The organism is Candidatus Seribacter sulfatis, from assembly GCF_964187635.1.
Classification (GTDB): domain Bacteria; phylum Verrucomicrobiota; class Verrucomicrobiia; order Opitutales; family Seribacteraceae; genus Seribacter; species Seribacter sulfatis.
Window position 1 is genome coordinate 13,510 of sequence record NZ_CAXLMO010000011.1, and the last position, 13,021, is coordinate 26,530.

General features: G+C 42.6%; 13 protein-coding genes. 7 read left to right on the forward strand and 6 right to left on the reverse strand.

Features of this window, described 5'->3' with window-relative positions:
• Positions 1-60 precede the first annotated feature (60 nt).
• Genes ACKPQ5_RS01165 through ACKPQ5_RS01180 form a run of 4 tightly spaced genes read right to left on the reverse strand, consistent with a single transcriptional unit; the run spans position 61 to position 4,268 of the window.
• Positions 61-1,008, reverse strand: a complete 948-nt coding sequence (locus ACKPQ5_RS01165) for a metal ABC transporter permease (protein ID WP_407677256.1) — start codon at positions 1,006-1,008, stop codon at positions 61-63.
• Positions 1,008-2,477: a metal ABC transporter permease gene (locus ACKPQ5_RS01170; RefSeq protein WP_407677257.1), complete on the reverse strand. Its 1,470-nt coding sequence runs from the start codon at positions 2,475-2,477 to the stop codon at positions 1,008-1,010. Before ACKPQ5_RS01170 ends, ACKPQ5_RS01165 begins: the two co-directional genes overlap by 1 nt.
• Before the next feature lie 31 nt (positions 2,478-2,508).
• Positions 2,509-3,309, reverse strand: a complete 801-nt coding sequence (locus tag ACKPQ5_RS01175; RefSeq protein ID WP_407677258.1) for a metal ABC transporter ATP-binding protein — start codon at positions 3,307-3,309, stop codon at positions 2,509-2,511.
• The gene (locus tag ACKPQ5_RS01180; protein WP_407677259.1) at positions 3,306-4,268 is read right to left on the reverse strand and encodes a metal ABC transporter solute-binding protein, Zn/Mn family; all 963 of its coding nucleotides are present in this window, start codon (positions 4,266-4,268) and stop codon (positions 3,306-3,308) included. The genes ACKPQ5_RS01175 and ACKPQ5_RS01180 overlap by 4 nt, the downstream gene beginning before the upstream one ends.
• 128 nt (positions 4,269-4,396) lie before the next feature.
• Here ACKPQ5_RS01180 and ACKPQ5_RS01185 point away from each other — a divergent pair, with 128 nt between their 5' ends.
• The 7 genes from ACKPQ5_RS01185 to ACKPQ5_RS01215 all read left to right on the forward strand — a co-directional run bounded on the left by ACKPQ5_RS01185 (position 4,397) and on the right by ACKPQ5_RS01215 (position 10,301).
• On the forward strand, positions 4,397-5,056 hold the full coding sequence (locus tag ACKPQ5_RS01185; protein WP_407677260.1) for a metal-dependent transcriptional regulator: 660 nt from the start codon (positions 4,397-4,399) through the stop codon (positions 5,054-5,056).
• Positions 5,057-5,191: 135 nt separating this feature from the next.
• Positions 5,192-6,235, forward strand: coding sequence for a sugar phosphate isomerase/epimerase family protein (locus ACKPQ5_RS01190; RefSeq protein WP_407677261.1), 1,044 nt, complete (start codon positions 5,192-5,194; stop codon positions 6,233-6,235).
• 30 nt (positions 6,236-6,265) lie between these two features.
• Positions 6,266-7,432 (forward strand): Gfo/Idh/MocA family oxidoreductase, encoded by a 1,167-nt coding sequence (locus tag ACKPQ5_RS01195; RefSeq protein ID WP_407677262.1) that lies wholly within the window; start codon positions 6,266-6,268, stop codon positions 7,430-7,432.
• A gap of 37 nt (positions 7,433-7,469) precedes the next feature.
• Positions 7,470-8,555, forward strand: a complete 1,086-nt coding sequence (locus ACKPQ5_RS01200; RefSeq protein WP_407677263.1) for a Gfo/Idh/MocA family protein — start codon at positions 7,470-7,472, stop codon at positions 8,553-8,555.
• 24 nt (positions 8,556-8,579) lie between these two features.
• Positions 8,580-8,939 carry a hypothetical protein gene (locus ACKPQ5_RS01205; protein ID WP_407677264.1) on the forward strand — a complete coding sequence of 120 codons (360 nt, stop codon included), beginning with the start codon at positions 8,580-8,582 and terminating at the stop codon, positions 8,937-8,939.
• A gap of 14 nt (positions 8,940-8,953) precedes the next feature.
• Positions 8,954-9,421: a hypothetical protein gene (locus tag ACKPQ5_RS01210; protein WP_407677265.1), complete on the forward strand. Its 468-nt coding sequence runs from the start codon at positions 8,954-8,956 to the stop codon at positions 9,419-9,421.
• Complete coding sequence (locus tag ACKPQ5_RS01215; protein ID WP_407677266.1) at positions 9,372-10,301, forward strand: DNA glycosylase; 930 nt, start codon at positions 9,372-9,374, stop codon at positions 10,299-10,301. The genes ACKPQ5_RS01210 and ACKPQ5_RS01215 overlap by 50 nt, the downstream gene beginning before the upstream one ends.
• Before the next feature lie 32 nt (positions 10,302-10,333).
• Here the strand turns inward: ACKPQ5_RS01215 and ACKPQ5_RS01220 are convergent, their stop codons facing one another.
• The gene (locus tag ACKPQ5_RS01220; protein WP_407677267.1) at positions 10,334-12,073 is read right to left on the reverse strand and encodes an ABC transporter ATP-binding protein; all 1,740 of its coding nucleotides are present in this window, start codon (positions 12,071-12,073) and stop codon (positions 10,334-10,336) included.
• Entirely contained in the window at positions 12,073-13,017 is a 945-nt protein-coding gene (locus ACKPQ5_RS01225; RefSeq protein ID WP_407677268.1) for an ABC transporter permease, read from the reverse strand. The genes ACKPQ5_RS01220 and ACKPQ5_RS01225 overlap by 1 nt, the downstream gene beginning before the upstream one ends.
• Between the last annotated feature and the right edge of the window lie 4 nt (positions 13,018-13,021).

Below are 13,021 nucleotides of genomic sequence, written 5' to 3' on the forward strand. Positions count from 1 at the left end.
TAGTAAAAAAGCCTTCGAGAAATCGAAGGCTTTTTTTGTGCCTGTTCGAGAAGGTTTCTTCTAGACCGATACTTTCCGATACAGCAGTTTTGGGATTACACCATCAACCGGTCCAAACAGCCATGCCAATCCAAAGCAAAACATTGCAATTACAACCATGGATGCTGCAATCGAGCAATCAAGCCATCGAGCCAAGAAAAATCCTCCGAAAGAATAAATAAAAGCCAACGGGATTGTAGAAAATAAAATTGCTGGCATCCGAGAAAAGAAAAAGGAGGCAGTGGTGGAGGGAAAGATAAGCATCGCAATGACAAGAATTACTCCCACTGATTCAAATGCTGCGACAATAGTGGTAGCAAGGAGCAACATTAGTCCATAATGGATTGCTTTGATTGGTAACCCTAGTGATATCGAAAGTGTTTCATCAAAGCTTGTCACAAGCAATTGCTTGTAAAATACAATCATTATAGAAATGATTAAAAGTGTAACCATTGCCATGGTCGCAAGGGGACGGGGACCAAGTTCAATAGCCCCCCATTTTAAATTTTTCGCGAGAGGAGTGAATCCAATTTCTCCGTACAGTAAACACTCTGCATCTATATGTGCGTTATTTCCCATTTGAGTAATTAACAGGACGCCTAAAGCAAAAAAACTGGTAAATGTTAAGCCAAGAGCTGCATCTGCTTTAAGGGGTGATTTTTTTTGAAGCCATTCAATACAAAGGCTACATAGCAATCCGGCAATACAGGCACCAATGAACATGGGGAGTAAGGCTTTTGATTGAGTTATCATAAATGAAAGGGCGAGCCCGGGAAGGATTCCATGACTAATTGCATCTCCCATCAAGGCGAGTTTTCGAACTACGATAAAGGCGCCAATTAATCCACACGAAAGACAAACAAAAAAGCCCATCGCGACAATTTTCCCGTTCCAAATAATATCTTCTGGTGATGCCCATGGCATGGCAAAGGTATCAAGTAAGTCAAGGGGTGGGAAAAAATGATCCATTATACAGTCCGAATTACTTTTTTTTCGATAAACCCCTGTTCAATATCTTGTTGGCTAGGGATTAATTTTCCATGGGGATCCCGTCTTGGATTGGATAAAATTCGTTCAATTTTTCGAACCGTTGTATCGCCCAAAATATGTTCAATTTTTTCCGCATCTTCGTGAACATGGTCTGGGGCATAGTGAACTTCATTGGTTAAATACAACTCCCATAGTCTGTGGTTTCTCACAATTCTGCATGCTTCACTCCAACCCTCTGGGGTTAATGACAAGATATCTTCATTCGGGAGTGTCTGATTTTTTTTAAGAAGCAGAAAAGCGAGATTTTTTTTAACCAGGTTTTTTACCTCCTTATGGGCCTCTGGCATATTAATCCTTCTCCTTTTTGCTAGATTTCCAAGTGTGATTGTATCTTCCGAAAAATTATGATTTTCCAATTCTTGGTAGATTGCCTTTAATGTGTTTTCGATTGCGATTTTTTGCTCTTTTCCCCGCGAGCGAATCCATTTGAAAAGAAGACCATTTCTGAAATGTAAGAAAAGGGTAATAATAAAAAAACTTGTTGAGGTTAATATGATCAAGGGCCCCGTCGGTAATCGATTGCCCAGAAATGATAAGTATGTTCCCACAATTCCGGCTAGAATTCCCAGCCCGGCTGACCAAAAAAGAAGTGACTTCATTCTTTGGGTAATAATCGATGCAGTTGCAGCCGGTATAATTAACAATGCGGAAACCAATATTACTCCCACTACCTGAAGGGAAGTAATGACAGAAAATGCTAACAACATCCAAAGTATGTATTGAAGCAAATCCACCGGTATTCCTACAGAACGAGCGAATCCAGGATCAAATCCGGTTACTAACATTTCTTTGTATAATAAAAATGTGAGTAAAAGAATAAGAACGCATGAAATTCCCATCCCCAAAACATCCGCTGTCGACAGTCCGGTAATTTGACCAAACAAGTATCGGTCAATCCCGGATTGATTTCCAAATTCCATTTTCTGGATTCTAGTTAATAAGCAAATTCCCACTGCATAGAATCCGGACAGTACCAATCCGAGTGCACTATCAAGTCTCACTTTTGTAGTTTTTTTGATTAAGGAAATCAGAAATACTCCTAGGAAACCGGCAATCATCGCACCCATTAAAATACTGAACGAATTTTTTGACTGGCTAAATATAAAGCCCACTGCGACACCGGGAAGTACAGCGTGTGACAAGGTATCACCAAAAAGGGATAACTTCCTGGTGACTACAAAGCCTCCCATTAACCCGCACCCCATTCCCATCAATATTACTCCTAAAAGAACGATTTGGACTGAATAATCTGTCAGCGAAAGAAAGCGAACTGTTTGAATAGAGAGAGAGGAATCTTCTGCAATCTGTTCCGCATGGAGACTACCCGCAGTAAAAAGAAAAAGAATGGTGCGAAAAAAGGGAACGAATTGAAAAAAATTCAGATTCATACAACTAGTCTATACGGGGAGTTATATAACCTCACAAATGCTTTTGAGGGAATTGGTTGGAAGTTTGGCTACTGGCGGCTTGTCCTGCAATTTCTGTAAACACTGTAAGTCTTCCACCATATGTTTTCTGAAGAAGTTCTTTGGTGAATGTGTCTTCCCTTTTTCCATGTGCAATCAATCTCATATTGAGTAGTATCAACTGATCAAAATAATCTTTCGCATTGGATAAATCATGGTGGACTACAAGTAATGTTTTTCCATTATTCTTTAATTCTCTGAGTAGTTCAATAATCGCATTCTCAGTAACTGCATCCACTCCTGAGAAGGGTTCGTCCATTAAGTAGAGGTCACTCTCCTGTGCCAATGCCCGAGCAAGAAAGACTCTCTGTTGTTGTCCACCGGAGAGTTTTCCAATTTGTCGGTCCGCAAATGAAAGCATGTTTACTTTTTCGAGACATTCACAAGCAATGGAGCGATCTTTTTTACTTACTCGCTTCAACCATCCCACATGTGCAAATCGACCCATCAGGACAACATCTAATACTGAGACAGGAAAATCCCAGTCCACTGATTCGCGTTGAGGCACATATCCGACTCTCGTGTAAGCCTTTTTTCCTTTTTGACCAAAGATTTTTACCCATCCACCGCTGGGTGGAACGATTCCCATAATGGTTTTTATAAGTGTCGATTTACCGGCACCGTTTGGACCAATTACTCCCACTAATGAACCTTCCTCTATCTGTAAATCAACCCCATACAATACTGGTTTTGTGTGGTAGGAAACGGTTAAATCATGAACCTCAAGGGGGAATAACGGTGGACTGGCACTCATTTTCTTCTTTTTCGTAATGCCTTTACGATAGTGTTAATATTGTGAACCATCATTCCTTCCCAGGTACCAACAGAGTATTGTATTCCGTTTGGCCCGGTAGCAAATTGATTGTTGGAACCAAGTGCATCCGAAAATAATTCTCCTCCCACCTCGACATTACATTCTTTTGCAATTTCTTGAATCGCAGTCGGATTGACGCTACTTTCAATAAAGATAGCGGGAATATTATGGTCTTGAATAAGGTCAACCAGATTAGCCCGGTCAGCTAATCCCGCTTCCGTGGTGGTAGACATTCCTTGTAGTGCAATCACCTGTAGTCCCATGGCCCGACCCAAATATTGAAATGCATCATGGCTCGTTATTAGGGTACGCTGGTCCTTGGGTATTTTCTTAATTTCATTTATCCCCCATTCCTCAATTTTGGAAATACTATCTAAAATTTGAATTGCCCTGGATTCAAATTGTTTTTGTTCCGAGGGGTTACAGCGAATCACCCTGCGAGTAAATTCGTTTACAATAAAGGACCAAATCTTTGGATCAAACCACACATGGGGGTCTGGGTACTGTTGTTCGCTGTGTCCTGAGATTGAGTAAATGATTTCCTTGTTCGGCAAACTGCCAGTGGCGTTGAATGTTGAAATGCCGTTTTCTTCGCTATGACTAAGTGCTTCTGCTAGTCTGCCTTCAAGGTGCATTCCATGATAAACCACAAGGTTGGCCTTGGAAAGTGCCAGTATGTCCCTCGAACTGGGTTTGTATATGTGAGGGTCTACACCCGGACCCATGAGGGAAGTGACGGAAAAACGATCTCCGGTTAATCGTTGGGCGAGGTCATACAATTGGGTTGTGGTCACGACAAGCCGAATTTTTTCACTGCTCGAACTACTCGACTCCGAGTCTGCTTTGGGTCTAGTTTCTCCCCCGCATCCCCCCAATAAAAATGAGCAGAAAAAAAGCATGCACCAAAGAAAGTATTTAGGTAAATAAATTAAATATTTATGACTATTAAAAGTATTATTTTTGATTAGTCAAAGTGTAGCAATCATTTTCCTTGAGTCAATAGGACATTACATTCAATATAATCCACATGCCAAGTGCGACGGTTGAAAACTACCTCAAGTCGATCTTAAAATTATCGATGGAATGTGAGCGTGGAGAAGTTCCGATGGGAATGATTGCGACTTCGCTTGGCGTAACTCCAGGGACCGCGACCTCGATGATGAAGAATCTTCAAAAAGAAAAATGGCTTTCTTATAAATCCCGGAAAGGAGTTCGACTTACTCCATCGGGCAAGAAGATTGGGATGATAATGATAAGGCGCCATCGATTATTGGAAACATTCTTAGTTGAAACTCTCGGTTTAGATTGGAGCGAAATTCATGATGAAGCGGAGGTGCTCGAGCATGCCATTTCGGAGAAGGTGTTGGAGCGTTTGGACATATTTCTAGGCAAGCCTCGGCATGACCCACATGGGCACCCAATTCCAACAAAGAACGGGATTATTCGTAGATTACCCAAAAAAACCCTCTTAGATTCATTAGTGGGTACGAAAATGAAAATTGAATCAATTCTTGATCAAAGTCCTGAATTTCTAAATTTTGCTCAGGCGAAAGGCCTGATGCCTGGAAGAATGGTGACGCTTGTAAAAAACGAAAAAGTCGCCGATACCATTGAATTACAGGTTGAAAAAATGCCGAAATTTTCGCTGGGGTATAAAACAGCCCAAAAAATACTTGTCTCCGATTGAATCCAATTTCATTTTAAATCAAATTCAACTACCTCTTTTGGTATTTAATTATAGTTTTACCAAAAAAGCGTTGCCCTCACTTAGTAAAAACTTCCTTATTGGAACTAATTAATCTATAAATTTAACAATTTTTATATGCCAAGAACAGTAACATTGTTTACCGGTCAATGGGCCGATCTTTCTTTACCAACGCTTGCTGAAAAAGCTTCAGAAATGGGCTACGACGGTTTGGAGTTAGCCTGTTGGGGGGACCACTTTGATGTAGATAAAGCGGCGATCTCCAAAAAATATTGTCAAGAGAGATGGGAAATTTTGTCCGATAATAACCTGGATTGCTTTGCCATATCGAGCCATCTTGTGGGGCAGGCAATTTGTGACCCTATTGATGAACGTCATCAATCAATCCTTCCGCCAGATGTTTGGGGGGATGGAGATCCTGAGAAAGTTCGTAAGAGGGCAGCAAAGAAAATGGCAAAAACTGCCAAGGCATGTCGCAACTTTATAAATGCAAAACCTGGACGTGGAAAAAAAGATGATTTTCCCGCGGTGGTGAATGGTTTCACAGGATCCAGTATTTGGCATTCAATCTATGCCTTCCCACCAACTGATCAGGCCTATTGGGATAAAGGGTTTGAAGATTTCGCGAAGCGTTTTGGGCCGATTCTGGAAGAATTTGAAAAGCAAAATGTAAATTTTGCCTTGGAGGTTCATCCGACTGAAATTGCTTTCGATATTGCCAGTGCCCAGCGTGCTTTGGAGGCCGTTAAAAACCACAAGCGATTTGGTTTTAACTACGACCCCTCGCATCTTGGATATCAGGGAGTTGACTATGTGAAGTTCATCCGAACTTTTTCGGATCGAATTTATCATGCCCATATGAAAGATGCCTGGTGGGGGCACGGGGATGGTACGGTTGGAGTATTTGGAGGTCACACCACATTTTGCGACCCACGCCGACAGTGGGATTTTCGCTCCGTTGGAAGAGGAGATGTGAATTTTGAGGAAATCATAGTTGCTTTAAATGACATTCATTATGCAGGGCCTCTTTCCATTGAGTGGGAGGATGGTCGGATGGATCGCTTTCATGGCGCCACAGAATCCTGCGAATTTGTAAAAAATCTGGATTTTAAATCCAATGAAATGGCATTTGATTCCGCATTTGATAAGAAAAATCAATGACGATTATCATTTAATTGGACCCAGAAATTTATGAATAGAAAACTAAAAATGGGCATGGTTGGAGGCGGGCGTGGTGCATTCATAGGCGGCGTTCATCGACGAGCAGCAAATCTTGATGGAAAAATCGAATTGGTGGCGGGTGCTTTTTCATCCGACCCCAAAAAATCGAAGCAGTCGGGAAAAGATTTCTTTATCGATCCCTCCCGAACCTACGGATCGTACCAGGAAATGGCCGAGAAAGAAGCCTTGTTGCCAGAGGGTGAACGAATTGATTTTGTAAGTATAGTGGTGCAAAACTATCTTCATTTTGATGTGGCAAAAACTTTTCTAAAAGCGGGGTTTAATGTGATTTGCGATAAGCCAGTCACGCTTGACCTCGCCCAGGCGAGAGAGCTCAGGAAGGTAATTATAAAATCAAAAAAAGTCTTTGCATTGACTCATAATTACACGGGCTATCCGATGGTTAAATTAGCCCGTGATATGGTAAAAAAGGGAAAGCTTGGAAAGATCATTAAGGTTGTCTGTGAATATCCTCAAGGATACGCGATCACTGCATTAACGGGGGAGAGCAAAGCAATTTCCAACTGGCGAGCCGATCCTAAAATTGCAGGAGTTTCCAACTGCATGGGAGATATTGGCACACATGCGGAAAATTTGGTTCATTATATTTCTGGTTTAGAGATCGATTCTTTATGTGCAGATTTATCGGTTAACATCCCCGGTCGTGTGTTGGATGATGATGGTAATTTACTAGTTCGTTTTAAAGGAGGTGCTCGTGGAATTCTTTATGCATCACAAATTTCAAACGGAGATGAAAATAATTTAAATATCCGAATCTACGGCACCAAGAAATCGTTGGAATGGCACCAGGAACACCCGAATGAATTAATCGTTAAGGATGCACGTGCACCCCGGGAAATTTATCGTCGAGGGAATGATTACATAACTGGTGCCGCTGCAGAAAATACTAGAATTCCTTTCGGTCACCCGGAAGGATTTATTGAGGCGTTTGCCAATGTGTATAATTCTGCTGCCGTTGCCATTAAAGACGAAATTGCGGGTAAATTTCCGCGTAAATCAGGTTATGATTTTCCGGATATTCGCGATGGAATAATTGGAATGGCTTTTATTGAAACCGTTGTAAAAAGTGCCAACGCGAAGGAAAAATGGGTTAAGTTTCCTTCGATTCCAAAGTAAGCACGACCCTACTCATCAACTACAAACAAGAATTTGAATGACAATTAAAATTGGAATAATCGGAGCCGGCGGCATGCTGCAATATCATAGCGCGGGCTTTCGGAATGCAGGGGCAGAAATCGTTGCAATTTGTGATATGAATCAAGTTGCGGCAAAAAAGGCAGCTGAGACTTATGATGTACCCCATGTCTTTTCAGATTCTGCTCAAATGCTCGAACAATTAACTGACCTTGATGCGGTTAGTATCATAACCCCCAATCGTACGCACCGACCATTAGCGTTACAGGTATTGCAGGCTGGAAAACATGTGTTTTGCGAAAAACCACCCGCTTTAAATGCGGCAGAAGTTTTGCAAATGAAAGAAGCGTCTGAAAGTGCCGGTAAGACTTTGATGTTCAATTTTAATAATCGGGCTCGTCCAGAATCATATGCCCTAAGAAAATATATAGAAGCCGGTGAAGTGGGCCAGATTAACTCTGCCCAGGCCAAATGGATAAGAAGGACTGGGATACCGGGATTTGGTGGTTGGTTTACCAACAAGGAATTATCCGGAGGTGGACCCTTAATTGATTTATTACACATGGTGGACCTTGCTCTTTACTACATGGACTACCCGACGCCATCCTGTGTGTTGGCACAAACATTCTCGGACTTCATTCAGGACAAGAATTTTAAAGGCCCCTGGGGTATTCCTGATGTCGCAGACGGAGTGACAGATGTGGAAAGTGCCTCTCATGGATTTATAAAATTCACAACCGGACAAATTCTTTCTTTCCAAGTCTCTTGGGCAGAAATGGTTAAGCAAGAGGAAGTATCGGTAACCTTTCAAGGGAAGAAGGCAGGAGGTATGATTCGTCGTTTATTCGGCTCAGATGGTTTGGATGATACGGCAATTGATGATTGCGAATTATATGTTCAGGAACATGGCCGGTCTGTTAACCGTTCGATTAAAACTGAGCCCAATGAAGATATGGGACGAATTCGTTCGGCAGAAAATTTTGTACGGACTATTGCGGGAGAAGAGAGTCCTTTGAACACTCCAGACCAGGCGTTGGCACTGATGAAAATTATTGATGCGACTTACCAATCTGCTCAATCGGGAAAACCGATTGACATTCAGTAAAATTTTCAAGCACGGTGGCGGAGTTTGAATCTTGCTTCTTGTTCCAATTTCCTTCAGAGTAATTCCTACATTATGGGCAAACAATACAACAAAATCTTAAAGCGTCGCCGAAGAGCAGCATACATTGCAAAGCGGAAATTAGCGGTTAAAGAATTAATTAGCAAATCGTCAAAAAGTACTAAGGCCAAGGTCAGTAAACCAAGAGCAGTTCGAAAGACTGCAACTACCAAGAAGGAAAAAGTGGTAGAGAAAAAACCTGAACCAGTCGCAGAAAAAGCCAAACCAACTGATGTTTTGGGAGACAAACCTGTGAAAGATGCTGCTCCCAAAGAAGAAAAAGCAGAAGCCCCTCAGAAAGAATCGAAAGATTCAACTGAGAGCTGAGTTGTGGTAGTTTTGTGAGCAAACAGTTTGTTCTGCTCCTCTGCCTGTCGCTTTTTTATAGCTCGGTTCTTTTCGGAAAAGAACTTACTCGCGTTTCACTTCGGTATTTTAATGCCAATGAACTGACGCGCATTCCTGAGTACTTTTCTGGAAAAGAATATACCGGGAAGATGGTTTATTGTAGAACCAATCAAGAAAGAGAAGGTCTATATTTCTCGTTTTCTCTGAATCAATATTTTCGGAAACTCCTAACCGAAAAGAATATTATTTTATCTGTGATTCGTAATGGTCGAACCGAAATCGAACGGTTTACCTTTTCTTTACCGGTTATTGAAGAAGGGAAGAACGAGATTTTTCTTGGACTCACCGGAAAAGACTGGGCCAGTAATAAAGTGAAACCAATTGCATGGAAGATTGAATTAAAGAATTCAAATGAAGACTTATTTTTACTCAAAAAAAGTTTTCTTTGGAGTCACGATTAATTCGCAGACTATTTTTTCGATGTTCCCCTGGAAGGAATTAGCTAAGCCGAAAAACATTTCTCTTCTCGGGCTAAAAGAGACTTTGGAAGGAGGTCAAAGTTTTACTTGGAGCGCGACAGATTATGGAACGTGGCTAGGTTCATTTCGTTCCAAGTTAGTTGAATTAAAATTAGTAAATGGGGTTATTCATTGGCGAACCTCGAAACAATTTCCAGCCACCCAAAACGAAATACTAGAGTACCTATGGTTGGATAAAACCTATGATGATGCGGTTCAGAACCTACCATGGCGAAGTGACTCGATTCTTGCCCAATGCATACAATCCCTCCCGGGTCTGACAATACTTAATCAACCATTCGAAGAAATGCTTTTTTACTTTTTATTAAGTTCTGCTAAGAGTATTCCGCAAATCAAAGAATTGGGCTATTTGGTTTCACAAAAATTCGGTATTCAACTTGCCCCCAATATTTGGAGTTTTCCCGGTTGGCAGGTATTATCGCAAGTTAAAGAGAAAGAACTGAGGGAATTAAAATTAGGGTATCGTGCCAAATATGTTTGTGGAGTGGCTTCAATTCTCAACGATGAACCTACTTTTTTAAATACAATAATAAATTTACCCTATCCGGAGGCAAAGTCTAAACTGGTTTCCTTACCGGGAGTCGGTCCGAAAATTGCAGATTGTGCACTGCTTTTTGGAGCCAAGAAATCCGAGGCATTTCCCGTTGATACCTGGATCGCAAAAACACTGGATAGGCATTATAACCTCGAATCTTTTAGTCCAGTTCAGAAAATAATTTTTGCACGATCTCACTTTGGAAAGTTTTGCGGATTAGCACAGCAATTCCTTTTTTCGGGTGAAAGATTGGGGTTAATTAAGTAGAATAATCCTTCCTGGTGGAAAACAAGAATTTTCTAGCCGGAAAGAGTCGATTTGGGAATCGCATCCAATAATTCACGGGTGTATTCGGATCGAGGATTTTTGTAGATCTCTTCTGCATTGCCGCTTTCCATTACCTGTCCATTTTTCATCACAATCATGTCATCGGACATAAATTTTACTACGCTGAGGTCATGGGAAATAAAGAGATAGGTAAGGTTTCTTTTTTGCTGCAATTCACGAAGTAAATTAAGTACCTGTGCCTGCACAGAAACATCCATGGCACTGACGCATTCATCACAGACAATGAATTCCGGCTCCACTGCCAGTGCTCTGGCTACGCTAATTCGTTGCCTTTGTCCCCCCGAAAACTCGTGCGGATATCGAAGAAGGAAATTGGACCCAAGGCCAACCTCCTCCAGGAGAGAAACTATTCGATCCCGTCTTTCCGAATGATTGGAACCAATTTTGTGAACGAGCATTGGTTCGATGAGTGTTTGTTCGATCGTTTGGCGAGGATTAAGGGAAGCATAAGGGTCCTGAAATATGATCTGCATCCTCTTTCGAAACCCGAGCATTTCGGACCGGTTCAGAGAGGTGAGCTCATTTTCATCGTAGAGGACTGAGCCAGATTTTGATTCTTGCAGGCGCAGTATGGCCCGCCCGAGGGTGGTTTTTCCGCATCCGGATTCTCCGACCAGTCCAAGGGTTTGACCTTTTGCAATTGTTAGGTCGACTCCGTCGACTGCTTTAATCGTCCTGCGGGGTTTTCCCAGGAATCCACCTCCGGAGTGAAAGTGTACTTTTAGGTCTTTAACTTGTAGTAGAGTGGTCGGGATATCCTTGTCCGAAATTTCACATTTTAGTTGTTTTTGAAGCCCTGCCAGTCGTTTTTTTGCATCCGTCCGTTCACTGAGAATAAAAGAACCGTCCGCTCCGACTTCCGACTGAAGAAAATCGTCCACGGTGGGAAGGGTTTGATATTGGGTTTCTAGAGTGGGTCTACAGGCAAGAAGTCCTTTTACGTAGGGATGGGATGGTTTTTCAAAGATATCACGGGTATTCCCTTGTTCGACAATCTTACCGCGGTACATTACCACTACCCGGTCGGCAATGTCAGCGACTACACCAAGGTCATGGGTTACGAAGAGCACTGCAATTCCGAGGTCATCTTTCAGGTCGTGAAGGATCTTCAGGATACGGGCTTGTACGGTTACATCGAGTGCGGTGGTTGGTTCATCTGCCAATAAAAGATCGGGTTTGGTAACCAATGCCATGGCAATCATGACTCGTTGTCGCATACCGCCGGAAAATTCGTGAGGGTAGGAGTGGGCTCTTAATTCGGCATCTCTTATCCCGACTTTTTTCATCATCTCAATCGCACGCGCCTCTGCAGTTTGTCGTGAGACATGCTCATGAATGAGAATGGGTTCGGTTACTTGATCAATAATTTTCAAGTACGGGTTCAGACAGCTCATGGGATCTTGAAAGATCATTGATATCCGCTTCCCTCTGATCTCTCTGAGGCGTAAATGGGAGAGGGTAAGGAGTTCTCCACCATCAAAGGTTACAGTTCCACCTTCCACCCTTGCGGGGGGTTGGGGCAGAAGTCCAAGTAAGGTATGGCAAGTGACCGACTTTCCTGAACCCGATTCTCCCACCACCCCTACGATTTCTCCTTTATTAATCGAGAAACTGACATCGTCCACTGCCCGGTTCGTGCCCGCACGGGTGTGGAAATAAGTTTTCAGATTTTTTATTTTAAGCAAACTCATTAGTCTTTGGCAGCTTTTACATCCAGTGCATCCCGAAGTCCATCTCCTAGGAAATTAAGGGAAAAGAGAGTGAGGGAAAAGAATAGACCTGGTAAAAGAAGAAGTTGAACTTCAGTTTCCAAAAAATTGGAACCCTCTTTGATTAGAACGCCCCACGAACTATTTGGTGATTCCACTCCCAATCCGAGAAATGAGAGAATTGCTTCATACATGATGAAGCCTGGAACGGTAAGGGTGGAGTAGACAACTGTGGGACCAAGAACATTTGGAATAATATGTCGAAAAAGAATGCGAGCTTTTCCGTATCCCAGTGCCACTGCTGCTTCCACGAATTCGCGTTCCTTAATGCTCATCACCTGGGCTCGCACGATTCGGGACAGGGTAAGCCAGCCTAGTAGACCGAGGGCGAAGAAGAGCGGAATTACATTGGTTAACCGTCCCGTGAATTCTTTATCCCATTTGAAATTTTCCACGATCCATCGGGTGGCATCCCCAGACCAGTCACTTAATGTTGCCTGTAGTACGATAACGAGAACCAGGAAGGGTATGGCAAGCAATGTATCCACTACGCGCATCATGATTGCATCCGTTCTTCCCCCTGCGAAACCTGAAACAGCTCCATAAACGATTCCGATGGCAACGGAAACGGCTGTGGCGATTAAGCCAACGAGAATGGAAACCTGTCCGCCGTAGAGAATGCGGGCAAATAGATCGCGCCCGAGAGCATCGGTTCCAAACCAATGATCCAGCGAAGGAGAGGCAAACTTATTGATGAGGTTGACCTGGTTAGGGTCTGTACAAAACCATGCGAAAATAAAACAGAGTGAGAACATAAGGATGATTATCCAGAGTCCCCCCATCGCGAATCTATTTTTCGCCATGCGGGCCCGGGCATCCTTCCAAAGAGAGGAACCTTGAGGATTCGCTTGATCTTGATTAGTCATGTCT